This is a genomic window from Steroidobacter cummioxidans (assembly GCF_003104955.1).
Window position 1 is genome coordinate 38729 of sequence record NZ_LSRW01000067.1, and the last position, 22892, is coordinate 61620.

General features: G+C 61.4%; 24 protein-coding genes. 8 read left to right on the top strand and 16 right to left on the bottom strand.

All coding sequences use genetic code 11. The annotated features are described in order from the left end of the window. Positions 1-10 precede the first annotated feature (10 nt). Both D0550_RS26340 and D0550_RS26345 read left to right on the top strand, forming a co-directional pair. Positions 11-427, top strand: a complete 417-nt coding sequence (locus D0550_RS26340) for a hypothetical protein (protein ID WP_116812182.1) — start codon at positions 11-13, stop codon at positions 425-427. Continuing rightward, positions 424-1314 (top strand): tyrosinase family protein, encoded by an 891-nt coding sequence (locus D0550_RS26345; RefSeq protein ID WP_116812183.1) that lies wholly within the window; start codon positions 424-426, stop codon positions 1312-1314. The genes D0550_RS26340 and D0550_RS26345 overlap by 4 nt, the downstream gene beginning before the upstream one ends. A gap of 40 nt (positions 1315-1354) precedes the next feature. On the opposite strand, the gene D0550_RS26350 is transcribed toward D0550_RS26345, so the two are convergent. From D0550_RS26350 to D0550_RS26365, 4 genes are read right to left on the bottom strand one after another with little or no spacing between them, the layout of a single operon-like run. After that, complete coding sequence (locus D0550_RS26350) at positions 1355-1963, bottom strand: ABC-type transport auxiliary lipoprotein family protein (RefSeq protein WP_116812184.1); 609 nt, start codon at positions 1961-1963, stop codon at positions 1355-1357. After that, on the bottom strand, positions 1960-2859 hold the full coding sequence (locus D0550_RS26355) for an MlaD family protein (RefSeq protein WP_161966061.1): 900 nt from the start codon (positions 2857-2859) through the stop codon (positions 1960-1962). The genes D0550_RS26350 and D0550_RS26355 overlap by 4 nt, the downstream gene beginning before the upstream one ends. Positions 2860-2869: 10 nt before the next feature. Beyond that, positions 2870-3679: an ABC transporter ATP-binding protein gene (locus tag D0550_RS26360; RefSeq protein WP_116812186.1), complete on the bottom strand. Its 810-nt coding sequence runs from the start codon at positions 3677-3679 to the stop codon at positions 2870-2872. Positions 3680-3681: 2 nt separating this feature from the next. Further along, on the bottom strand, positions 3682-4827 hold the full coding sequence (locus D0550_RS26365) for an MlaE family ABC transporter permease (protein ID WP_116812187.1): 1146 nt from the start codon (positions 4825-4827) through the stop codon (positions 3682-3684). Positions 4828-5238: 411 nt separating this feature from the next. On the opposite strand from D0550_RS26365, the gene D0550_RS26375 reads away from it, so the two are divergent. The 3 genes from D0550_RS26375 to D0550_RS26385 all read left to right on the top strand — a co-directional run bounded on the left by D0550_RS26375 (position 5239) and on the right by D0550_RS26385 (position 8060). Beyond that, on the top strand, positions 5239-5709 hold the full coding sequence (locus D0550_RS26375; protein WP_153067358.1) for a hypothetical protein: 471 nt from the start codon (positions 5239-5241) through the stop codon (positions 5707-5709). A 93-nt stretch (positions 5710-5802) separates the two neighbouring features. Next, complete coding sequence (locus tag D0550_RS35660) at positions 5803-7401, top strand: endo-1,4-beta-xylanase (protein ID WP_206606555.1); 1599 nt, start codon at positions 5803-5805, stop codon at positions 7399-7401. Next, on the top strand, positions 7386-8060 hold the full coding sequence (locus D0550_RS26385) for a hypothetical protein (RefSeq protein WP_116812190.1): 675 nt from the start codon (positions 7386-7388) through the stop codon (positions 8058-8060). Before D0550_RS35660 ends, D0550_RS26385 begins: the two co-directional genes overlap by 16 nt. Positions 8061-8098: 38 nt before the next feature. Here the strand turns inward: D0550_RS26385 and D0550_RS26390 are convergent, their stop codons facing one another. The 3 genes from D0550_RS26390 to D0550_RS26400 all read right to left on the bottom strand — a co-directional run bounded on the left by D0550_RS26390 (position 8099) and on the right by D0550_RS26400 (position 10746). Further along, positions 8099-8653, bottom strand: a complete 555-nt coding sequence (locus D0550_RS26390; protein WP_161966062.1) for a cytochrome P460 family protein — start codon at positions 8651-8653, stop codon at positions 8099-8101. A gap of 225 nt (positions 8654-8878) precedes the next feature. Further along, positions 8879-9643 carry a LytR/AlgR family response regulator transcription factor gene (locus D0550_RS26395; protein ID WP_116812192.1) on the bottom strand — a complete coding sequence of 255 codons (765 nt, stop codon included), beginning with the start codon at positions 9641-9643 and terminating at the stop codon, positions 8879-8881. After that, positions 9640-10746 (bottom strand): sensor histidine kinase, encoded by a 1107-nt coding sequence (locus tag D0550_RS26400; RefSeq protein WP_116812193.1) that lies wholly within the window; start codon positions 10744-10746, stop codon positions 9640-9642. Before D0550_RS26400 ends, D0550_RS26395 begins: the two co-directional genes overlap by 4 nt. 592 nt (positions 10747-11338) lie before the next feature. Here D0550_RS26400 and D0550_RS26405 point away from each other — a divergent pair. Next, the gene (locus D0550_RS26405) at positions 11339-11911 is read left to right on the top strand and encodes a c-type cytochrome (RefSeq protein WP_275129286.1); all 573 of its coding nucleotides are present in this window, start codon (positions 11339-11341) and stop codon (positions 11909-11911) included. Between the two features lie 10 nt (positions 11912-11921). Here D0550_RS26405 and D0550_RS26410 read toward each other — a convergent pair whose 3' ends face one another. From D0550_RS26410 to D0550_RS26445, 8 genes are all read right to left on the bottom strand, one after another. After that, entirely contained in the window at positions 11922-12725 is an 804-nt protein-coding gene (locus D0550_RS26410; protein WP_161966064.1) for a quinoprotein dehydrogenase-associated putative ABC transporter substrate-binding protein, read from the bottom strand. Continuing rightward, entirely contained in the window at positions 12722-13303 is a 582-nt protein-coding gene (locus tag D0550_RS26415) for a c-type cytochrome (RefSeq protein WP_116812196.1), read from the bottom strand. Before D0550_RS26415 ends, D0550_RS26410 begins: the two co-directional genes overlap by 4 nt. Then, entirely contained in the window at positions 13281-15149 is a 1869-nt protein-coding gene (locus D0550_RS26420) for a methanol/ethanol family PQQ-dependent dehydrogenase (protein WP_116812197.1), read from the bottom strand. Before D0550_RS26420 ends, D0550_RS26415 begins: the two co-directional genes overlap by 23 nt. A 103-nt stretch (positions 15150-15252) precedes the next feature. Next, the gene (locus D0550_RS26425) at positions 15253-15696 is read right to left on the bottom strand and encodes a hypothetical protein (protein WP_116812198.1); all 444 of its coding nucleotides are present in this window, start codon (positions 15694-15696) and stop codon (positions 15253-15255) included. Then, entirely contained in the window at positions 15693-16325 is a 633-nt protein-coding gene (locus tag D0550_RS26430; protein ID WP_116812199.1) for a cytochrome c oxidase subunit 3, read from the bottom strand. Before D0550_RS26430 ends, D0550_RS26425 begins: the two co-directional genes overlap by 4 nt. Further along, positions 16318-18258, bottom strand: coding sequence for a cytochrome c oxidase subunit I (gene ctaD / locus D0550_RS26435; RefSeq protein ID WP_116812200.1), 1941 nt, complete (start codon positions 18256-18258; stop codon positions 16318-16320). The genes D0550_RS26430 and ctaD overlap by 8 nt, the downstream gene beginning before the upstream one ends. Further along, on the bottom strand, positions 18255-19217 hold the full coding sequence (gene coxB, locus D0550_RS26440) for a cytochrome c oxidase subunit II (RefSeq protein ID WP_116812201.1): 963 nt from the start codon (positions 19215-19217) through the stop codon (positions 18255-18257). The genes ctaD and coxB overlap by 4 nt, the downstream gene beginning before the upstream one ends. Beyond that, a complete protein-coding gene (locus D0550_RS26445; RefSeq protein WP_116812202.1) occupies positions 19214-19954 on the bottom strand; it encodes a cytochrome c oxidase assembly protein in 741 nt (246 codons plus the stop codon). Before D0550_RS26445 ends, coxB begins: the two co-directional genes overlap by 4 nt. Positions 19955-20480: 526 nt before the next feature. Between D0550_RS26445 and D0550_RS26450 the strand changes: the two genes are divergently transcribed. Further along, entirely contained in the window at positions 20481-21065 is a 585-nt protein-coding gene (locus D0550_RS26450) for a hypothetical protein (protein ID WP_206606557.1), read from the top strand. 29 nt (positions 21066-21094) lie between these two features. Here the strand turns inward: D0550_RS26450 and D0550_RS26455 are convergent, their stop codons facing one another. Further along, a complete protein-coding gene (locus D0550_RS26455) occupies positions 21095-21916 on the bottom strand; it encodes an IclR family transcriptional regulator domain-containing protein (RefSeq protein ID WP_116812204.1) in 822 nt (273 codons plus the stop codon). Positions 21917-22065: 149 nt separating this feature from the next. On the opposite strand from D0550_RS26455, the gene D0550_RS26460 reads away from it, so the two are divergent. Next, positions 22066-22875: a citryl-CoA lyase gene (locus D0550_RS26460; RefSeq protein WP_116812224.1), complete on the top strand. Its 810-nt coding sequence runs from the start codon at positions 22066-22068 to the stop codon at positions 22873-22875. The last annotated feature ends 17 nt before the right edge of the window (positions 22876-22892 follow it).

Consider the following 22892-nt stretch of genomic DNA (forward strand, 5'->3'; position numbering starts at 1 on the left):
AGAGACGGACATGGCTGACGACGATAACAAGCCTTTAGCGAAGCTTCCCGATCTGTCCGTGTTGGCGCGGTACTCGCCCACAGATCCTGTGAACTCGCATCCTTCCTGGGTGCGCGATCGGTTCCCCGGCTATGTCGATGCGCATGCGGGCCATGAGGCGACCAGCGTGCGCGAGTTCTCGCACAACGGTCATCAGATCCGGGTGATCACCAGCTACCGTATCGAAGTGGATGGCCAGTCGGTTCGTGCTCATTTGTCTGTCGACGAGGACGGCCGCGTCTATACCCATGCTACGCCATTTGTGACTTACGGCTCCGCGGTGGATCTCATGAAGGCCATCATCGACGGCTATCCCGAATCGTTCGAGGGACAGCACAGCGGGCACGGCCATGGCCACGGCGGGCACGGTCATGGAGATCACGAATGATCCGCAGCAATTTTCTGGCGAACGCCAGCAGTGCGCGCATGTATGTGGAGGGAGTGCGGCGCCTGAAAGATCCGGCCATCTCGCCCTGGCCGGGGCGGCAGGACCTGTCACTGTACGACGTGTTCGTGATGTGGCATCACAACTCCATGATGATGATGACGCCACCGGGGCAGACGGATCGCAACGCCGCCCACTCGGGGCCGTCGTTCTTGCCGTGGCATCGCTATTTCCTGCTCACGTTGGAGCGGCTGCTCCAACAGACGCTCAACGATGAAACATTTCGCATTCCGTATTGGGACTTCTGCGCCGACGCGGCGTTGCCAAACCCGACCACCTCGGAGATCTGGAGTGCGGCGAACCTGGGCCAATTCGTGCAGCCCGAATGGCGCGTGCGTCTGGCCATGAACGGCTCTACTGGCAACTTGATGCAGGTGGATCGAACGTTGCTGAGGCAGCTTGGGCGCGGCGGCAGGCTACCATCGCGTAACGAAGCGCGAGAAGTCCTGCAGCAGGAATCGGTTTATGACCAGGCGCCTTTCAACTCGTCGAGTTCCGGCGGCATGCGCAATCGCCTGGAGGGCTGGGTGGGCCCGGCGCGTCTGCACAACAATGTGCACGTCTGGGTGGGCGGCGACATGAGTCTGTCATCGTCGCCCAACGATCCGGTGTTTTTCCTCCACCACTGCAACATCGATCGCATGTGGGCCGGGTGGCAGCAGAGCCATTCGCAATCCGACTACTTGCCCGACATGACTGCGGGTGCCGAGCTGCAGTTCCACCGCATCGACGACCCGCTGTACAGCGTGTTCGAAGAGATCGTCACTTCGCGCGACATGCTGCAGTACCAGGCGCACTACCTGTACGACTCCTTCTCGGACCTGGTGTAACTGGCAACGGCTCGGTCGATTGGCCGCAGATTCGACGCTCCTAACGTTGTCTGCGGTTCGCAGAAACCCACGCATCGAGCTGCGCAGCCAATTCGTCGGCACATTGAATCAAGGCGGTGACGCCACCCGCCGCATCGGCTTTGGGCGCTGGCTTCTCGATGGTAAACGTTCGCTGTGCCCACACGCCATCACCAGACAGCGTGGCGCGCAGGCGCAGGACGCCACGACTGCGGTCCGGTTCGTCGAAGACTTGCTCGAAGTCCACCAGCTCCGAGCGCAGCGTGAGGAACTCGGGAGTGCCCGCCGCAGCTCGATGCACGTCGCCTGCAATGGATGCTTCAACCGTTGACCTGAGTCGCTGTGTCAACAGATCAGCGGGAGACATCACCCATTGACTGCGCGCGTAGGGGATCGGTTGTGCCGCATTCCGATACGCCAGTCGATAGTACATTGACGGACTGTCGATCCATGCAGGCGCCTTGATATCGGCGATCACGACGCGGGCCGCAGGCGAGTCCGATGAGTGCGGCTGCGATACCTCAGCTCCTAGCGAGCCGAAATCGAAACTCGCTTTGGGATCCTCCTTCGATCCGAGGAAACTACATCCGGCTGATGTCAACAGCGCGATCGCCAACGCGACGTAGTTCATTTATCGGCGCTCTGCGTGGCGACAAACCCGCGTTCCCCGGGCCCGGGCGGAGGCGGAGCGACGCCGAAGATGAAACTCTGCGGACTCGCATTGGCGCGACGTAGCGTACCTCTGAGCTCACGAGCGTCGATGGATACCTCATCGAGCAACGTGTTCACGCGTGGTAGGGTGTCGTTGTGCAGGTCGTTTGCCGCTTGTCCTAGCGTGTCGAGCAGGACAAGCCGTCGTTCTGCACTTTCACCGAGCTCGGAGAGATTGTCCGCGACGCCTGCTGTTTTCTCGATCAGTCCGGGCAGCGCTTTCGTGATCGGTTCGAGATCATGGGCGAGCTTTCCGTAACGCGCGGAGGTCTCTGTGACGGAATCCACCAGGGCGAGTAGCCGCTGCTGGTTACGGTCGCTCAGCACTTCTTCGAGCCGGCCTGCGACTCGCTGAGTCTGCGCGAGCACCTCACGTAAGCTGTCCCCGGCCTGCTCAAACAGACCCGGCCGCAGTTCCATTTCGGGAATGGTTCCTGCGGAGCGTGGCAACGGCTCATTGCTTTGTCCGGGTTCGTCGTCGAGCTGAATGAAGGCAATCCCGCTGATGCCTTGAGTGCTCAGCTCCGCGTACGTTCCACGCGTGATCGGAGCGCTCGGGTCCACAGCGACACGCACCCGAATGCGGTTGGGCTGTTGCGCGTCAAACGCAATCGATTCGACGCTCCCCACGTCGACACCGCGGAGGCGCACCGGCGCATCGACCTTGAGACCCTCAACGCTGTGTGTCGTGAGCAGATCGACGGGGAGTTGTGCGGGACCAGCGGGCTGACCGAGCAACACGGCCCCGGCAATTGCGCAGAGACCGAGCAGGATTACGAACAGTCCGGCAATGAGAGCATGAGAGTGGCTTTCCACGTTTGATCTCCTAGCGATGTTCCTCCGGAAGAGGAGGCATGCTGAGCGCGCCCAGCGCGCGACGGCCGCGCCCCTTTAGGAAATAGTTCCGGATGAAGGGATGCGGCACCTTGATCACTTGCTCGAGTGGAGCCTCTGCGATGACTCGCTGATCGGCCAGCACGGCGACCCGGTCGGAAACCGCAACGAGGGTATCGAGATCGTGCGTCACCATCACTACGCTCATACCCAGCTCCCGATGGAGGTCGCAGATCAACTTCACGAATGTGTCGCCGCTCTCCGGGTCCAGCCCCGCCGTGGGCTCGTCGAGAAACACGACGCGTGGCTCCAGGGCAAGCGCACGCGCGAGCGCCACTCGTTTGGTCATCCCGCCGGAGAGTTCAGCGGGAAGCTTGTCCGCGTCGCTCCCGCTCAAGCCCACCATCTCCAGGCGCATGAGCACGATCTCACGGATCAGCTCTTCATCGAACCTGCGCAGCTCATGCAGGGGCAGCGCCACGTTCTCGGCGACCGTCAGTGCAGAAAAAAGCGCGCCGCTCTGGAAGAGCACTCCGGAGTGCCGCCTCAGCGCCATCAGATTTTCCGCGCCGAGAGCGGTAAGCGGCACTCCGAGAACTTCGATTCGTCCTGCCGGGGGGCGATCCAGCCCCAGCAGGGCGCGCAGCAACGTGGTTTTCCCTGAACCGGATCCACCGACGATGCACAGGATTTCGCCGCGATACACCGACAGGTCGAGGTCCCGAAGCACCACGTTCTTTCCAAACTGTGCGGTGAGCCCGGTCACCTTGATCTCGACGACAGGTGCAGCGGGTGCGGACATGGTCAGGTCCCGACGTGAGAGAAAACTATGGCAAAGAGCGCATCGACCATCAGTACAGCGGTGATACCGACCACGACCGAGCTGGTCGTGCCCGCGCCCAGACTGGCGGTGTCCGGCTTCACGCGCAGGCCAAAATGACACGCCACCAGAGCGATGATTGTTCCGAACACCACACTCTTGCTGAGTCCGATCCAGTAGTTCGCGATCGGCACTACCTCGGGCAGTTGGGTGATGAAGTACCTGAAGCCGATGTCCAACGACACCTTTGCGGAAACCATCCCTCCAAGCAGCGCCATGGCGGTTGTCCACAGACCGCTCAGCGGCTGCGCCAGCGCGAGAGCGATCACCTTGGGCAGGATGAGACGCTGTGTGTACGGGATACCCATGGTCGTGAGTGCATCGAGCTCCTCATTCAGGCGCATGACGCCGAGCTGCGCCGTCATGGACGAGCCTGAGCGGCCCGCCACGAGAATCGCAGCGAGTAGCGGGCCGAGCTCTCGCACCGTCGCGATGCCGAGAAGATTCACGACGAAGCTGCTCGCGCCAAATCGACGGAGCTGGTCACCGGAGAGGTAACTGAAGACGACCCCGATCAGAAAGCCTACCAGCGCAAGAATGCCCAATGCCTGCGCACCGGCGGTGTAGATCGTGGCCGAGATTTCGCGACCGGGGAAACGCTGCGGGTGCCGAGTGAGATCTAGCAGATCGAGCGTGAGCTGGCCGATCAGCCAGATGGCGTCGCGGAGTTGTCCCACGGCCTGCAGAGACCTCTGCCCGAGCTGTACGACAGGCGCAGTGAGATTCCGACGCTGCGTGTCATCGCCCGATACTTCCGCGCCACGCAACCGGGCGAAACAGATTTGCTGTGACGTCGGAAGCAGGAGCTTTTCGGGGAACCTGCGACCCCATGCGCGCCAGAGCACGAGCGCGGCAGTGCGATCGAGTGCTTGTAGCCGGGATAAATCCCACGTGACATTCTTGCGCGCGCCGTAGTCCGCGAGCTCATGCTCGAGATCCGGCCCCAGCTCGGCAAGATCCAGTGTCGTCCATGCCCCCTTCAGGATGACGGTCTCTATACCGCCTTGCGCGCTGTGATGTTGCAGCTCCGGCGCGCTTCCCAACGTATCACTATTTGGACGTGTGGGCATTGAGGGATGCTTCCGTCGAGGCCCGCCTCGATACGGTTCAGATCATCTATCGCTGTCGATGAGATGTTAGAGCATCACCCGTGTGTCGCTGCAATCGGTTGAGCAACCAATCTGGCCACGCTCGTACGTTTGAGTTCAGTCACTCGGGCAATCACCTTCATGGCTGTTCGTGGAATTGTGTCGAATTCGGGCCATGGGGGCATCTTGTGACGCAAGTCACGTTTTGCATTCCAATTGGCCATCGAAAGAAACTCTTTGATCCAGCTTTGCGTGTACGAGATATGCGTGCGGATGCGCAGGCAGCCCAACGCACTGGTTTGAGTCCAATGCTTGATCGGCTGAAAGCGGGGGAGAGAATTGATGCGCGGACCCAAGGAAATGAATGTCGAGGCTGAGGAGCCAGACGCGGAAGTGGAGCTGAGCGCGCAGGATCTTCGCGAGCTTTCGGAGGGCCGCGACAACAACGAGCACGAGCGTTGCGTTCCCGAAGGCTGCGCGGTGGCACAGGCGAACGCAACGACTACGACGGCCGCGCCGAGTGCATCAGAGGCGCTGGCAACCGCTCTGCGACTGCCGTTATCCGGCCTTTCCATCACGCTTGTCTCTCTCTTTGCAGCCCTGGGCACGCTCTACGTTCTTATGCCATTGGCCAACGAGGGCGCTCAGCCGGTGGCACAGAATGTCATGGCACAGGCCCCTCAGGTGGAGAGGCGAGACTCGGAGCCGAAGACCAAGGGCGAGCCGGTTCGATTTTCGAACCCGTTCGATGCGCATGAGGTCTTTGAGTTTGCGGCCGGCACGAGTGAGGACGAAGCGCGCGAAGCCGTCGCCAAGTTGCTCATGGATCGCGCGAGGGAGCGGCAGCAGTTGCGGTACCGCTAACAATGCGCGTATGTTCGGTCCCGCGCGTCTAAGAACGACGCGCAGGAGAGGAAGTAAAGGACTTACTACATCCGTTCATGGAGGGGGACTCTCATGACTATTCGCACGGCCGTCAGTGGCCGAATCCTATCTATTGTCTCGATTCTGGGTGCCGCGGCTTGTTTCGCCCAACCGGCGCTGGCGCAGATGGCCAATGGCAAGCCGAAATTCGTCGGCAATGTCACCGGCAACAGCGTACCGGCCAACTTCAACACGTACTGGAATCAGATCACTCCCGAGAATGCGACGAAGTGGGCTTCCGTCGAAGGTACGCGCAACCAGATGAACTGGAGCGCGGCCGACGCGGCGTACAACCACGCTCAAGCGAATGGCTACAAGTTCAAATTCCACACGTTCGTGTGGGGTTCGCAGTTTCCGAGCTGGCTTACGAGTCTCACGCAACAACAGCAACGCGCCGAGATCGAGGAGTGGATCCGGCTTGCCTGTGAGCGTTATCCCAACACCTGGGCGATCGACGTGGTCAACGAGCCGATCAAGACGGCACTGCCCTGGAAGGCCGCGCTGGGCGGCGATGGCGCGACGGGCTGGGACTGGGTGATTACCGCGTTCCAGATCGCGCGGCAGAATTGTCCGAATGCCAAATTGCTCATCAACGAGTACGGCACCGAGAACGATCCACCGGTGCGCACCACCTACAAGAACATCATCAATCTGCTGAAAGCCCGCGGCCTCATCGATGGCATCGGCATCCAGGCGCATTACTTCAACATCGACAATATGAACCGCAGCGCGGTCACGACGATGCTCAACGACTACGCCACGCTCGCGCTCGACGTGTGGGTATCTGAGCTCGATATCGTCGCCAACGGCAGCGATGCAGGTCAGCTCGCGAAATACCAGGACGTGTTCCCGGGCTTCTGGGAGCACAGCGCCGTCAAGGGAATCACGCTCTGGGGCTACATCGTTGGCCAGACCTGGCGCGACGGCACGGGCCTCGTTACCACTGGCGGACAGGAGCGTCCGGCAATGGTGTGGCTCAAGGAATACGTCTCGGGAGTCACTCCCGGCAACGATACGCAGGCGCCAAGCACGCCCGCTGGCCTCACGGCATCCTCGACGACCAGTAGTTCGATCTCGCTGACGTGGACGGCGTCGACAGACAACGTGGGAGTCACCGGCTATCAAGTGCTGCGAGCGCCCGGCGCGAGCGGCGGCACGTTCACGCAGATTGCCACTGCCACATCCAATTCGTTCGTGAACACTGGCTTGGCCGCGAATACGACTTTCCGTTATCAGGTGCGCGCCACCGACGCGGCGGGCAATCTTTCAGCGGTGTCGAATACGGTGACCGCGACGACCCAGACAGGCGGTGGCACGGGCGGGGGCTGCTCGGTGGTGCCGACCGTGCAAACGCAGTGGCAGACGGGTTACGTCATTGAACCGGCGCGAGTGACCAATACGGGAACGGCCACGATCAATTCCTGGACAGTCACGTTCACGTTGCCAGCAGGCCATACCGTGACCGGATCCTGGAACACCGCGCTCACCATCAGCGGACAGACAGTTACGGCGCGCAACGCGCCGCATAACGGAACGGTCGCGGCGGGCGGGAACACCGCGTTCGGATTCCAGGTGAGTCGTCCGAATGGCAACACGCAGGTTCCGAGCGACTACACGTGCGCATCACCGTAAGCCTGGCAGCGCTCATCGCCGTCTTCACGGCGGTGAGCGCGGCGCGCTTTTCAGATACGAGTGATGAAGACGAGCCGCACCCGCAACCGGTCGCGCGGGTGCCGGCACCTGTCCACTCGCCGATGATGCAGAGGGCGCCATCGGCCAACGAAATCGCTTCCGCAGCTCAAGAGCGCAATCGACAGCTCAACCTGGCGATCGAGCGCGCGCTCGTGTCGCGCGACTTACAACACCGCGAAACAGCGTTCAATTTTGTCCTGCCCGAACTGCTGCGGGAGGAACCCAATCGTGTGATTGCCATGGTAGCGCGGCAGGAGCCAGGGGAGACACGGGATGCCTTGCGCGATGAAGTGGCGCGCCAATGGATCACGATGGATCGCGATGCTGCCATCGAGTGGATGAGTTCACTCGAGCCAGCCGATCGCAGGACAAGTGCGACGATCGCCACGCGAACCTTGGCAGCCACCAATCCGGCGCAGGCCATTGCCGTGGCCGACCAATTTGGCGTCGGCCGCGACGACGGTTCGCTCGAACACATGGTGCAGATCTGGGCTACGGAGAAGCCCGACGAAGCGATGCGCTGGCTCGAAGAGCAACCGCCCGGCGAGCAGCGCACCGGGCAGCTACGAGCACGCATCGAGCATGCGCGCTCGCGATGAACGACGCATAGGCTGCGGTTCGCCAGGCCACGCTCAACCTACATGCGGGCCGGCGCGGCGTTCATGCGATAAACAAAATCGTTTTCAGGCCCCGCTTTGCGATGACACGCGGCGCATTGAACTGATTTTTCGGGCGGCGTCGTGTAGCTGCCGTCCAGCCGATAGCCCGCATATTCCCACTCTCCGGAGCGGTTCGCGCCGTAGGCTTCGCCGAAGCCCTTGCCTCGTTTCATGACGTCGATGTGCTCGACCGCGCCTTTTTTCAGCGCGCCGTTGGCATCACGTACGAGCTGATTGTTCGCATCCCTGAGTGCGTCGCTAAACTCCATGACGATGATGGAGCCTTCCGGAAAGGGCAGCTGCTCGCGGCCAGTCACAGTGGCAGCTTGCTCGTTGCCATAAACGGTGTTCACCTGCAGCTTCTGCTCGTTGACGAAGACGCCGAGCACTTTGAAGCGGGTCAGATAGTCTTGCGGAAAACCAACTCGGTCGGTGGTTGTCGCTGCAGTCGCGCGAGATGCGTGATTCGATTTTTCTGTCGGTGGCTCGCTAGATGCAGCCTGCCCGAGGAGCACGGCGCCGATGACGCACATCGCCTTGCAAGCCGTAATAAGTCGGTCGTTTCCAGATCTGCGAACAAAACGTTGCCATTCCATGTGGGGCTCTCCAGATATTCACCGCCGCGATTACGCCATTGCGCGCGTCTGCGTGAAATCGATCTGCGATGAATCCGGGTATGGGAACGATGAGCGCCCCATTTCGTGCGACGGCGCCGACGGGAAATGAAACGACTTCTGGAAATCTCCGCGGCAGGCGCGTCAAGCATCCGCACCCAGGCGGCGCTGCAGATCCCTCAGGAAGGTCGGGCTGGCATTCAGCCGGACATCGTTCTTGAGCACCACCAGCAACTCCGTGGGCGAGACCGTGATGAACTCCTTGATGCGCTCCAGGTTGACGAGCCGCGAACGATGAATTCGCGCGAAACCCTCCGGTCTCAGCCGCTGCTCCATATCGGTGAGCGTCGAGCGCAGCAGATGGGACTGCTGACCGACGTGCAGCCGCACGTAGTCGCCGTAGGCTTCGACCCAATCGATCTCTGCGGGGCCCACGACGAGCATACGGTTGCCGTTCCTGACGAGCACGCGCGCAGCGTGGCCGCTCGCTTCGGTGGTACGCAGCAGCCCTGCCAAATGATCTTTGAACGATTGCTTTGCATTCCCTTCGAGAAACGTGCGAGCGCGCTCGAGGGCCTGTTGCACACGACCCTGCCCGAATGGCTTCAGCAAATAGTCCAGCGCCTGCGCCTCGAACGCCTGCAGCGCAAATGCATCGAAGGCGGTCACGAAGATCACGACCGGGATACGCTCCACGCCGACGGTGCTCAGCACCTCGAAGCCGTTCAGGTGCGGCATCTGCACGTCCAGAAACACCAGGTCCGGCTCATGTTCCTGAATCGCGGCAACGGCGGCTTTGCCGTCACCGCACTCCGGCAACAACTGGATGTCCGAGGCCGGCTCCAGGAACCGTTGCAGTCGCTGACGCGCCAGTGGCTCGTCGTCGACGATGAGCGTGCGAATAGTCATGGGGTCATTGCCGATGCGGGCATTGCCAAAGGGATTTGAATATTCACAACTACACCGTTGTCATCGAGCAGCTCGAATCGCTGTCCGGATCCGTAGAGTCGACGCAGACGGGCCTGAGTATTCGACAATCCGATGCCGACCTGAACCTTATCTTGCGGCAGGCCCGGCCCCGTGTCGCGCACCTGCAGGTGCAGGTATCGATCGTCGCAGCCGGCCCGGATTGCAAGGACGCCGGGTCGGGCGGTGGCCGCGATGCCATGGCGGATTGCGTTTTCTATCAACGGTTGCAGGACCAGGCTGGGCACTTTGATGGAGAGCGCCTCGGGCGCAATCTCCCAGGTCACCTGCAAACGCTCACCCAGGCGCATTTGCTCTATTTCCACATAGCCTTTGATGAAGGCCAGTTCCTGCGCGAGCGCAACTTCCTGATCGGTAGATGAGCTCAATACCTGCCGCAACAACTCGCCCAGGCGCAGGATCAATTGCTCGGCAAGCTTCGGATTCCCGTGCACCAGCTCGGCGATCGAATGCAGCGTGTTGAAGAGGAAATGCGGGTTCAACTGACTACGCAACGTCTGCAGCTGAGCCTGATGTAGTAGCGATTCCAGCTCCATGGCTTTGACCTGCCGGTCACGCAGCTCCGTGTAATAAGTCATTGCGTGCCAGGCGAGAACCAGGCCGGCATAGACGGGCAAGTTGTATCCGGCGACCTTGACCGCGGCTACGTGCAGCGTGGGCAGGAACGAGCGTGGAGGAGCATTGGCAATCGATAGCAACCATTGCACTCCCTCATTCATATAAATGATGAGCTGGGCGAGCGCCGGTTGCAGCAAGGAGATAACCACCGCTCCAGCCAGCAGGCCGGCTGAGTAGCGCGTCCAGGTACGCGCGCCGCGATACAGCCGTCGGCACAGCCAGAAGACCAGTGGAGCAACGATGCCCCATGACAACCAATGAACGGCCTCCAGCCAGAGCGCCTCCGGCCAGGGGGCATAGCCGGACCAATACAACTGGGAAGCAAACACTACGCTCAGCAGAATCCAAGCCACCACAAAGCACAGCCAGCGCGGCAGAAACTTTGGCAAGCCAAGGGTCGGTTCCATTGGCTCACTCTAGCACCACGTACCATGGCGGAGATTGCCAAACGGACGGGTCCGTGATGGCTACTGCGCCAGCCGCAGGAACCGGGCGAGCGCTGCCTGCATGGGAGTAGCGCCAAGATTGTTAGCGACATTGGACAGCGCTGGTGGTCCTCTTTGCCGTGCAGACCTTGGCACCGCGACCTACTTGTTCCTGATCGGCCGACTGTTCAGCAGGCTCGCCAGGGAACATGCAGTCGTCTACGCTACTGTTCGTATTCTTTGCTTTAGGTGCCGCCTTTCATGGAGTCCACTGAAAGGACAGGCCGCGGAGCAGCAATAGAAAGACACGGTCAGGTGTCTCGCGGAACCCATCAGCTCGTGCCCGCGTTGGCTGGGCATGCGCGGCCCCTTGCTCTTGCAGCTCCTAATCGCGCTGCTCAGCTTCATAGCTCTCGGTGCTTGCACGAGCCGGCAAGCTCCCGTCCCTGTGACCAATGCAGTCTTGAACGCCAATCCGCAGCTCGATCTCGCAGCGGCCGTTCTTCATGAGACTGGGACGCAGCCAGCCGTCGAGCGAGGGCAAAGTGTCGTGATGGGAACTGCAGCGTGCGAGATGGGGCGCACATGTTTCTCCTGCTTTCAGTGCCACGGGATTCGCGGAGAAGGAGGTGCTGCGGCGGCGCTGCCCAGGCTCTCTGGTCAGGATCAGAGGTACTTGACTCGCTCGCTGGAAGATTTCGCATCGGGCGCGCGCGAAAGTGCGACGATGCGTGACGTGGCGCAGGCACTGACGCCACAGCAAAGGCAAGATGTAGCGTTGTACTACTCTGTAGTTGCGGCGCCTCCGGCCCTACTGGCTTCCACATCGGAAGCTGATGCGGGCGCGCAGGCCGGCAGCGAGATCGAGCAGCAGGGATTGCCAGACAAGGGTGTGCCCGCGTGCGCGACATGTCACTCGGTCGAGCTTGGGACGCAGGGACCGCCATATCCCTACCTGTCCGGGCAATTTGCAGATTATTTGGAGCAACAGCTCGAGCAATTCCGTGCCGGCACGCGACGCGGGCCCGATGCTCAGGTCATGCAAGTGATCGCAAAAAACCTCACGACCGAACAGGCGCGTTTACTCTCCGAACATTTCGCATCTCAGGCGCCGCCACGCAGTTTATCGCAACAGGCGCAGCGCTAGAGCGCCAGGCTCACTGGGACGCGAGCGGGACGCCATAGTCGTGCAGGATGCGCCGAATGGCGGGCTGCTCTTTGCGAAGCACTTCATCGATACGCCGGCGTAGCTCGACATCGGTCTTGCGAACGCCCATCGAGATGTCGAAGGACATGGGCCATTGTCCGGCGTCGATAGTGGGCGTGACCTGGTCCAGTCGTAACGGCACTTGCGTGCGTTGACCGAAGTAGCCCGCGAGCGGTCCCCAAACAATTGCCACATCGATCGAGCCGCTCGCCACTGCGTCGATGATGGCGGCAGTGGGATTCGGCTGTTCGTAGTCGCCGTAGACCATGAAGCCCCGAACGTTTTGGGTCAATCCGCGGCGGGCGACGGCGTGGGCGGGTGGGGTGTTGGCCGCATCGTCTCCGATCATCTGCACTCCAATCGAGAGACGACGCAGACGTTCGTCGTCGAGTGTCAGTCCCTTCAAGGGGCGGTCGGCGCGAGTGACGAAGACATAACTGGAACGATAATAGGGGACGGTCGTGGCGAGCGCGTCGACACCTTGCGCAATGCCGGGCCACAAATCGCAACGCGCTTCGTTCACGGTATTGCGTGCATAGCCGCGCCGTTGTGCCCACCAGAGGTAGCGCAAGGTCATTCCAAGATCGCGCGCGACCAACGCTGCAATCTGATTCTCGAACCCGGCAAGTGCCTCATTGGAGAAGGGCAGATTGTTCGGATCTGCACAGACTACGAGCTCACGGTCGGGGCCCGCGGCCTGCGCGGTACCGGCAAGCAGCGCGAGTGCTGCAGCAAACACTTGCGTCCACTTCACTTGGGGCCCTCGAGTACGGCGGTGTAATCGTTCGTTGTATTCGGTGGTGCCGACCAGCCCGGATCCTCATCGACTGACCTGGGAACTGGCGCGGGAGTTTGCGACGGTGTGGGCCCGTTCTGTGCGGCGAGCGTCTCGGGCAGCGACATCGAGCGTACATATGCGGACATTTGCCAAAGCTGCTCATCCGGGATCTTGCCGCCCCAAGCGGGCATGCCATGGGGCCGCCCTTCGACGAGGGTCTGGTGGATTTGTTCGAGGCGGCCCCCGTAGATCCACTCGTTGTCCATCAGCGATGGACCCATGCCGCCGCCCCCATTGGAGTGACATCCCGAACAGTTGTATTGCACATAGAGTCGCTTACCCGTGATGACTGCATCTGCATTGTCGTAGTACGGAGCGGCTCGAGGATTGATCGTGAGGGGCGTATGGCTGAGTCCCGGGACGAGGGCCGAAACGACCACTCCGCGCTGTCCCGACTGCTGCGCCGGCAAGTCCGTATCGTTCCCATGCTTGCCACATCCGGCAAGCACTGTGACAAGCAGAATCGCGAGCTCAGTGCGGTATCGCGAACACATAGAGCGTGCCTCCGGCCGTCGTGTACTTGGGAAGATCGGACATGACATTGACCATGCCGAGTGCGGCGGAGCCGTCGCGAGGGTCGACAGGTCCGGACACGACGGCGCCGGACCAGCCGCCGACGCCCGATAGCACTGCGATGTACTGATGACCATCGGGGCCCCGATAGCTGACGGGCTGACTGACGATTCCGCTGTCGACCTTGTGTTGCCACAGCAGCTCGCCTGTGCGCGCGTTCACGGCTTTGAACCAGCCATCCATCGTTCCATAGAAAACCAGATCGCTAGCCGTGACCATCGTGCCGGACCACACGGGAAACTTTTCTTTGACGACCCACGCGGGTTGACGTGTGACCGGATTCCACGCAGTCACTTCACCGCGATGTCCACCGGGCCCCGGCTTCATGTGCACATTGGCGCCCACATAAGGTGTGCCGACGATGTAGCTCACCTGCATGTTCATCCAATCCATGCACATGTTCTCGTGCGGGATGTAGATCAGCCCCGTTTGCGGGCTGAAACTGCTGGGCTGCCAATCCTTCGAGCCGGATGCCGTGGGACAGATGTTGCGCACGGTGGTGCCGACCTTGGTCGACTTCTCCGGATTGACGATGAGTCGGCCGGTCTTGAGATCGACGCCTTTCGAGGAGTTGACCGGTCCGTAGGGGTCGGCGGACAGCACCGTGCCGTTGGTTCGATCGATCACGTAGATGTAGCCGTTGCGATCCGGATGAACCAGCACTTTTCGCATCTGGCCAGCGAACGGCATGTCGAGCAGGATCTGTTCGTTGACGCCGTCGTAGTCGTGCTGATCGTGCGGCGACATCTGGTAGTACCAGCGCGCCGCGCCGCTGGCTGGATCGCGAGCAAAGATGCCGGTGGTCCATTTGTTGTCGCCGGGCCGTTGCTCTGCATTCCAAGGGCCGGGATTGCCGCTACCGTAATAGAGCGCCTTGAGCTCGGCATCGTAGGTGATCCATCCCCAGACATTGCCGCCGCCGATGCGCCACGCATCGGGCGGCCACGAGCTCACGCCTAGATCTTTGCCTCGATCCGATGCATAGGCGGGCTTGAAGTCTGCGCCGATCAGCACGTCCTGGTCAGGACCGGTATTGAACGCTTTCCACAGCAGCTTGCCGGTCTTCTCTTCGAGTGCGGCAATCCAGCCGCGCACACCGAGCTCGCCGCCTGAGTTGCCGACGTAGACGCGCCCATCCGCGACTAGCGGTGCCATCGTGATCGTCTCGCCGATGTTGATGTTGCCGAGGCGCGTACGCCAGACGGGCTGGCCGGTGTTCACATCGAGTGCGATCGTCTGGCCATCCAGCGTGTTGAAGATGTATTTGCCATTGCTGACGGTGCCGCCGCGATTTACTACATCACAACAGGCAACGCCTTGGCTCGCGGGAATGGGTGAAGGTGCGAATCGCCACTTCAGCGGCGCGCCCGGCTTCGTCAGATCGAGCGCATACACGAGGTTCGGATAGGCCGTGACGACGTACATCGTGTTGTCCACGACGATGGGCGCAGCCTCTTGCCCCTTGTTCACGGCCAGGGAAAAGCTGAAGACGGGCGCGAGTGTGCGCACGTTTGCGGATGTGATCTCATTGAGCGCAGAAAAGCGCGTGGCCGCATGGTTCTTGGCGGGCATCGACCATTGGCCATCGTCTTCCGGCGCATTCTCGCTGCTCGGTTTCGTCTGGCCGACGTCAGGAGTTGGCGCTGCCAGTGCGTGTCCAATCTGTTCACGCGTGAAGACTTCGTTCTCGGGCACAGCGCTCGGAAAAGTCTGGCCCAGCGTGACTAGAGGAACGGCGAGCAGGACAGTCGTGAGGATGAGTCGCATCAGCGCTTCTCCAGCGTGTACAGATAAGCAGCGATCTCGCGTGCCTGCTCGTGCCGTTCAGACCTGCTGCATGCAACAAGCCCTATGAGCAGCGCCATGAGGATCAGCCCACGCATTTCGGCACCGTCGTGAAGGCGATGAACGTAAGGAGCGTCGCGAGCGTGAAGCCTGCGCTGAAGCACACTCCCCAGAGCGCGAGAAAGCGCGTGCGTCCGCTGCCGACCTCGAGCAGGTGGCGATGATTGCCGGTCGTTTCCCGCTTGGTTCGTTGCAAAATACGCCACGACACGAGTAGTGCGGCAAGACCGAGCAGCACGCCGACGACGGAAGCCGCGATCATCGTCGGCCACGGCCATGAGGGCGCACCGGCGGCCGCAACACGCGTACCAGCGGCAAAACAGGGGCCGCTCGCGAGCGCAAAGCCCGCGCAGAGCTGCAAGAACCATCCCGCCGGACCACCGAGCAGCCCAAACGCGCTCTCGATGTTCATCACGCGATCACGATGCGGAGCGGGGTGATGCGTTAGCGTGCTGGCTCGCGAGTTCATCTGGCGAATCCCAGATAAGGGGTCACGTAGTAGGTCGTGAATACGAACAGCCACACGATGTCGACGAAATGCCAGTACAGCACACCCGCGGACACCGACAGGCGACGACGCGGACTGAAATAGTCCAGAGCGGTCCAGGCAAAAAGTGCGGCGAGCACAGCGAGGCCGACGATCACGTGAGCCATATGGAACGCCGTGGTCACGAAGTACAGCGATGCATAGCTCGAGGCGCCGAAACCGTACGACTTCGAGCGCCACTCCAGGAATTGAACGATGGCGAAGCCGAGGCCCATCACGAAAGCTATTCCGAATCCAAGGAGCGCACGGTCGCGACGCTGATGTAGAACACCGTGCTCGCCGAACCAGGCAACGAAACTGGACGCAAGCAGCAGGATTGTGTTGGGTAGCGCGAGCTTGAGCGTGGGATCGGGCTCGAGCAGCCAGCCTCGGGGCGCTACGACGCCGGTGTAGAAATAGGCAAACAGGAGGAATGAGAACAGCGCTGCTTCGCCGGCCACGAGCATTGCCACACCCCAGGAACCGAGGCCATGGCGACCGACCGGACCAACGGGCAGGCGCATCGAATCCGAGGCGGCAAGTTCGCTGCTCGCGACAGCTATCTCAGTCATGAGCCGGCTCCCGCTCTCGCAATGCCACCCGCGGCCACAGCCACGCGAGCAGTGCGATTGCCGTCACTGCGCCGCCGGCGCCGACGACCGGCCACATCTTCAGCAGCAGGCCGACGAACACAGCTGTCATACCCAAGGTGAGAATGAAGGGTGCAGCACTGTCCTCGGGCATTTCGAGAATCATGTCGGGCTCGCCATCGAGTGCCGACGTGCCGATCGTTTCCTTCCTGGTGGCGAGGAGCATGCCGCGCTCGATCGAGGTTCGCGCTTCCTCCTCATCGAGACGATGTTCCCAAAGGGGATGTCGGGAAGCGACCGTTGGAATCACAGCGAAGTTGTAGGGTGGCGGCGGCGATGGCGTCGACCACTCGAGTGTGGGTGCATCCCACGGGTTGTCGCCGGCAGGTGCTCCGGTGCGCAGGCTCTTCCACACGTTGACTACGAACAGCAACACACCCACGCCCAACAGGAAACTACCGATCGTCGTTACCAGGTTCAGCGTGTCCCAGCCCATGCCAGGTGCGTAGGTGTAGATGCGACGGGGCATGCCGTACAGGCCGGTCAAGTGCATCGGCAGAAAGGCGAGGTTGAAGCCCACGAACATCGCCCAGAAATTCCAGCGGCCGAGCCGCTCGTCGAGCAAACGTCCGGTCATCTTGGGAAACCAGAAATAGGTGGCGCCCATGACGGGAAAGACGTTGATGCCGATCAGCACGTAGTGCAGGTGCGCGACGACGAAGTAGGTATCGGTGAGTTGCCAGTCGACCGGGACGCTTGCGGTCATGAAGCCAGAGACACCGCCGATGACGAACAACAGAATCATCGAGGCGAAGAACAGAAATGCCGTCGTGATTACGGGTCGGCCCAACCAGATGGTGGCGAGCCACGCAAATACCGCGACGGCGGAGGGCACGACGATGGCGATCGAGGCGCCGGAGAAAAACGACAGGCTGAGGCTCGGCAACCCCGTGGCAAACATATGGTGTACCCACACGCCGAAGCCGAGGATCATCGTCGCCACCGTCGACAGCGCGACGAGCGAATAACCGACCAGCGGACGGCGGCAGAAGACAGGTAGCCCGTCGGACACCATGCCCATCGCTGGCAGCACGATCGCATAGACCCAGGGATGTCCGAAAATCCAGAACAGATGCTGCCACAGCAGCGGTTGGCCGCCGGCGCTCGCATCGAAGAAGTGCGTCGCGAACTGTCGGTCGAGCCAGAGCAGAAAGAAAGCAAGGCTCACTGCGGGAATCACCACGAGGTTCGCAGCGCTCGCCGTCAGCGTTCCCCAGACCATGATGGGCAGTCGATTGAGCGACATTCCCGGCGCTCGCGTGCGCAATGCCGTCACCAGGAAGTTGGCCGCGCCGGCGCTGGTGGAGATGCCGAGGAACACCATGCCGAGCGCATAGAAGTCCTGATTCAGTCCGGGGTTGTAGTTTCGCGAAGCGTAGGGGACGTAATTGAACCAGCCATCATTGGGGCCGTTGCCGGTGAGAACGCCGACGTAGAGGAAGATTCCGCTCGCCAGATAGACCCAGTAACTCAACGCATTCAGTCTCGGGAACGCCATGTCGCGGCTGCCAAGCAGCAGTGGCCACAGGTAATTCGAGAATCCCGACAGGATGGGCATCGCATAGAGGAAGATCATCGTCACGCCATGCGTGGAGAACAGCTCGTTGTACTGCTGCGGTGTCAACAGCGTGCGATCGGGACCGGCGAGCTGCAGTCGCATCACCAGTGCCTCGATCCCACCGATCGCGAGAAACAAGAATGCCGTCACGATGTAACGGATGCCGATCGCCTTGTGATCGACTGTCGTGAAGAATCCCTTGATCCCCGGCGCGGTCTCCCACAAACGTTGCAGCCTTGCCCGGTGCGCGCTGCTGTCCACACCAACTTCGGGCGTGCGGAAGTCGGCGGTCCTCATTGCAGCGTCTCCAGGTAGGCGAGTGCATCGTTGAGCTCGCTCGACGATAAATACTGGTTCGGCATCAACGAGCCCGGTTTCACGCCCTGCGGATCTTGAATCCAGCCGGCGAGATTGCCGGAGTTGTTGGATAAGGTGCCTGCGGCTATGGTCCGCCGACTCATCAAATGAGTGAGATCGGGCGCGCTGCGTGCTCCTGCGGATGTGCCGCGTACGCGATGACATGCCCCGCAGCGAAACTCCACGAGCTGCAATCCGCGCTGTGCTGCCTCGGTCTGAGGCGGTGAGGCTCCTTTCAATTGTTGAGCCCGCCAGCGTTCGAATTCATCTTGGGGTTGAGCCACGACTTCGAACGCCATCCGCGCATGCTGAAAGCCGCAGAACTCGGCGCACTGACCCCGATAGCGGCCCGGTGAGTCCGCCTGCATCCAGCTGAGATTGGTTTGGCCGGGAATTGCGTCGGTCTTGCCGGTCAGTTTGGGGACCCAGAAGCTGTGAATGACATCGGCCCCGTGCAGTCGAATGAGTACCGGGACACCGACTGGAATATGGATCTCGTTGGCTGTCGAGAATGTCTCGGCGGGCTTGTCCGAGGCGTAGTGCACTTCCCACCACCACTGGCGAGGTGTCACATCGAGCGTGAGTGAAGTCTGGGTCGGTGGGCCGGAAACCGATGCCAGGGCGACCATGGTCCAGACCAAAGTGATGAGCAAGGGAACGGCGGATATGATCAACCCGATGCCGATCCAGCGGACGCCATTGCCACCGCGAGTGACGGGTACGGCGCGCGTTTCGGCAGCTCCGCCGTTGGCTCGGGCTCGCACAACTGCTCGCCAGAGCACCAGCGCAATGATCAAGCACACGAGCGCAGAGATCGCGATGACCGCCCAGGTCAGTGGTAACACAGCGGCTGCGCGTCGGCCCGCGGCATCGAGATAGCTGAGAGGGAACGAGGTCATGCGGCGTTCGCCCTCTCGAGCATGCCGAACAGACGCAGCAATGAGCGGAGCATGGCCCACAAAAAGAGCAGGATGCCCGGTACCCACATGATGATTCCGCCCAGTTGCTGGTCTTGCAGCGGTGTCAGGCCCCACGAAGGCGCCGTCAGGACGTGCGCATCGAACAGCGGATGTCCGGCGAGACTCAGCATTGCGCCGAGCAGACACATCTGGGTGGATGTGAGAAGCCCTGCTACCAGCGCGGTGGTGGTGTGTTCTGTCGCATGATGCAGCAACTCTCGCCACAGCAAGATGCTGCTACCGAAGAGTGTGATGTGCATCAGCCAGTACAGGGGCGTCGAAGTGAAAGTGGCGTCATAGGGACGCGGCATATGCCAGAACCAGAGTGCGACGAAGAACAGTCCCGTTGCGCTCCAGAGCCACTGTGCGCCTCGTCTGGGAATCGATATCGGCAACGCGAGCGCGATGATCGGTGCCGCTATCAGTACCAGAATCATGTGTTGAGCGACGCGAGCGGAGAACAGCGACACGGAGAGTGCGCACAATGGCGAGAGCAAAGCGATGGCGGCGATAGCCCAGCCAACGAACGCATGAGTACGCATGCGGGGATCTCGCACGAGCGCACGGTGACCGACAGCCAGCGCGAGGAGCACGCCGATGAGCACGGGGTCCAGATTGAAGCGAGTGAGCAGCTCGCCAGGAAAAGGAGGGGTCCCGCAATACGGAATCGGAGGCATGGCGGCGCTACGAAAGCTGAGGACGTCTCAGCTGCGTATACGAGCTGAGTTATGAAGTGGTTCCTGCGCGACGATCTGGTCATGAAACGTCGCGCTCTGCGTCGGTGAACCCGGGTGCTCCTGGTGCGCAGAGCGATGCACAAATTCGACGGCTTCGCGCGTCGACATCGATCAAGAGGAGTGAGACTCGTTGAGCGTGGGACGTGCAAGATGCAGAGAAGATCGCTGCTTGTCGTGAGATCGGGCCTTAGCGATGGCCGCGCGCCTGCCGCTCGCAGCGAGTGCTTTGCCGGTGCGCATTGACAGCGTGGAAAACCGATTCTTCAGGAACCCTCTTGTGGCCATCTCGTTGTTTCGATGGAGCGCCCGCTAGTACGCGATGTTTGGTGGCGCGGCGAGGATGTTGGCGTGAAGAGAGATTGCAGCGATGTCTACTGTACTGAATCGGACCGAAACGAAGCGAACTTATGAGATAGAGGCGGGCGGCTCCGCTGGCGAGGGCATCGGCGGAATTGCCGTAGTTGCTTTGAGTATTCTGGCGCTGGTGGGTGTCATGCCGAATCGGTTGGCTCCGATCGCGGGAATTGCATTCGGCGCTGCGTTGCTCATCGAAGGGGCGGCCATGGCCGTGCGGCATTCGGAGCTCATGGCGCAAGCTTCGGCAACCGAGGAGGCCCGTTTCGAGCTCTCGGGCGGGATGTCCGTTGAGGCCGCGGTAGGAATTGCGTGTATCGCTCTGGGAATTTTAGCGCTCGTCGGAATCGCGCCGGCTACCTTGCTTGCCGTTCTGGCGATCACCGGCGGTGCTGGGCTCGTGGTGTCGGCCGGTACCCAACGGCAGTTGAACGAGATTCGTGCGGACGCGCTCGAAATTTCGCCGACACCGCGACGGGTGGCGCGCACGGCAGTGTCGAGCGCCGCGGCAACGCAGGTTTTGGCAGGCATTGCGGCAATCACCCTTGGAGTGATCGCACTCGTAAATGCAACCAGTTTCCCGTCCGTGTTGACGACAACGGCGCTGTTGGTACTTGGAGGCGCTGTTCTGCTGAGTAGTGCCACGCTATCAAGTCGCATGCTGACTGCGCTGAGCCATTCTCGGGCGATTCGCTGATCCGAGTGCATGCGCGCTCAGCGCCCAGGTTACGTCTGGGCGCTGAGCGACAAGCCGGGCACTCGCTGCAGCTCTCGGGAGATTTGCGCGCTCACGCTGAGTAGCAGTTGCAGCCGCTCTGTCGCAAGCTTCGCGCGTGTGATCCTCTTTGAGTGACTGGAGCTGTTGAGTGCGGCGACGACACGACGGGTCTTGTCGAATACGGGGACCGCGACAGCGACTACGCCGTAAGCCAGTTCGTCTTCGACAGCCGAGTAACCGACACGTCGGCATTCATCGATCAGCGCACGTAATTTGCCACGATCCGTCACGGTTCGCTCGGTCAGCGCACTGATCTCCGCCTGCTCAAAATAATTCTGCAACCCTTCCGGAGACAGGCCGGCGAGTAACACGCGTCCCATCGATGTGGGATGGGCCGGCAAACGGCTGCCAACGTGAGCTTCCAATCGCATCAATGTGCGCACCGACGCGCGGGCCACGTACACGATGTGAGTGCCATCCAGCACGGTGAGTGCGGCGGAGTCGCCGGTCTGCCGTGCGAGGTCCTCCAGATAGGTTTTGGTGAGCACCTCGATGTTCATCGAATCGAGATACGCAGCGCCGAGCTCGAGCACCTTGGGACGCAGTAGAAAATTTCGGCCGGACTGCATCACGTAGCCGAGATCCGCCAGCGTGAGCAAACAACGTCGCGCTGTCGCGGCCGGCAGGCCCGCTCTTTCGGCGATCTCGCTCAGCGTCAACGAAGGCGAGTCGTACGTGAACGCGCGGATGACTTCCAGTCCCTTCGCGAGGCCGCCCATCGCCTCACGCCGTGCGTTCGAAGCAGTGGTCGTGGCGGTGTTTCTCTTCATGGAAAAGCGCTCTTTTCGGGTAGCGAAAAAACGCCGCGATGTCGATTGACAGCCCTCACCGCGGGATCCAGCATGATTCGCATGACGAAGTTGTATTCGATATGCGAAAAGCTGTCCAGGCCCGCGCGGTCTGGATGCCGGGCGCGCGTATGAAGATCGGTCGTCAGGCTCATCGCGCGTCGGCGATCTCCACGTCGAACGAAGCGGCCATCGTCGTGCGTGGACATGATTTGTGCGAAGAGCTGATCGGACGCATTTCTTTCACCGAACACCTCTGGTTACTGGTGACTGGAGAGTTGCCGAGCGAAGCACAGCGGCGCGTGCTCGACGCTGTGCTGGTCGCGATCGCCGAGCACGGACTGGTGCCGAGTGTGCAGGCTGCTCGCATGACACTCGCAGCCGCGCCCGAGGCACTGCAGGGTGCGGTCGCGGCGGGGTTGCTCGGGTGCGGCTCAGTCATCCTGGGGGCTGCCGAAGATGCCGGTCGTCTGTTGCACGAAACGGTGACGCGAGCGGGATCAGACAAATCGATGCGTGAGGCGGCGAGTGAGATCGTCGGCGAGTATCGAGCCGCGCAGCGAGCAATTCCGGGCTACGGCCATCCGCTGCACAAAGATTACGATCCGCGCGCTCGGCGGCTGCTTGCAGTTGCCAATGGGCTCGGTGTTCGCAGCCGTTACTCCGAGGCAGCGCAGGCCATCGAGCTCGTGCTGCCGGAGATTACGGGCAAGCCCCTCGCGATGAATGTGTCCGGCGCCATTCCGGCGACGCTTTTGGATGCGGGCTACCCGCTGCTCGCTCTGAGAGGAGTACCACTGCTCGCGCGCACTGCGAGCCTCATTGCGCACTTGCTGGAAGAACGCACTCGGCCCATCGGCTTCGTGCTTTCCCATGCTGGCGCATCGGCGGTCGAGTATGACGGGCCGAAGCCGGAAGGCTTCGTGGCATCCGATCAATAACGGAGCAACCGAGACGT

Coding starts and splice junctions, on each gene's coding strand:
- D0550_RS26340 (WP_116812182.1), top strand. CDS start 11: ATGGCTGACGACGATAACAAGCCTTTAGCGAAGCTTCCCGATCTGTCC.
- D0550_RS26345 (WP_116812183.1), top strand. CDS start 424: ATGATCCGCAGCAATTTTCTGGCGAACGCCAGCAGTGCGCGCATGTAT.
- D0550_RS26350 (WP_116812184.1), bottom strand. CDS start 1,963: ATGAACTACGTCGCGTTGGCGATCGCGCTGTTGACATCAGCCGGATGT.
- D0550_RS26360 (WP_116812186.1), bottom strand. CDS start 3,679: ATGTCCGCACCCGCTGCACCTGTCGTCGAGATCAAGGTGACCGGGCTC.
- D0550_RS26365 (WP_116812187.1), bottom strand. CDS start 4,827: ATGCCCACACGTCCAAATAGTGATACGTTGGGAAGCGCGCCGGAGCTG.
- D0550_RS35660 (WP_206606555.1), top strand. CDS start 5,803: ATGACTATTCGCACGGCCGTCAGTGGCCGAATCCTATCTATTGTCTCG.
- D0550_RS26390 (WP_161966062.1), bottom strand. CDS start 8,653: ATGTGCGTCATCGGCGCCGTGCTCCTCGGGCAGGCTGCATCTAGCGAG.
- D0550_RS26395 (WP_116812192.1), bottom strand. CDS start 9,643: ATGACTATTCGCACGCTCATCGTCGACGACGAGCCACTGGCGCGTCAG.
- D0550_RS26400 (WP_116812193.1), bottom strand. CDS start 10,746: ATGGAACCGACCCTTGGCTTGCCAAAGTTTCTGCCGCGCTGGCTGTGC.
- D0550_RS26405 (WP_275129286.1), top strand. CDS start 11,339: ATGGGGCGCACATGTTTCTCCTGCTTTCAGTGCCACGGGATTCGCGGA.
- D0550_RS26415 (WP_116812196.1), bottom strand. CDS start 13,303: ATGTGTTCGCGATACCGCACTGAGCTCGCGATTCTGCTTGTCACAGTG.
- D0550_RS26420 (WP_116812197.1), bottom strand. CDS start 15,149: ATGCGACTCATCCTCACGACTGTCCTGCTCGCCGTTCCTCTAGTCACG.
- D0550_RS26425 (WP_116812198.1), bottom strand. CDS start 15,696: ATGAACTCGCGAGCCAGCACGCTAACGCATCACCCCGCTCCGCATCGT.
- D0550_RS26430 (WP_116812199.1), bottom strand. CDS start 16,325: ATGACTGAGATAGCTGTCGCGAGCAGCGAACTTGCCGCCTCGGATTCG.
- ctaD (WP_116812200.1), bottom strand. CDS start 18,258: ATGAGGACCGCCGACTTCCGCACGCCCGAAGTTGGTGTGGACAGCAGC.
- coxB (WP_116812201.1), bottom strand. CDS start 19,217: ATGACCTCGTTCCCTCTCAGCTATCTCGATGCCGCGGGCCGACGCGCA.
- D0550_RS26445 (WP_116812202.1), bottom strand. CDS start 19,954: ATGCCTCCGATTCCGTATTGCGGGACCCCTCCTTTTCCTGGCGAGCTG.
- D0550_RS26455 (WP_116812204.1), bottom strand. CDS start 21,916: ATGAAGAGAAACACCGCCACGACCACTGCTTCGAACGCACGGCGTGAG.
- D0550_RS26460 (WP_116812224.1), top strand. CDS start 22,066: ATGAAGATCGGTCGTCAGGCTCATCGCGCGTCGGCGATCTCCACGTCG.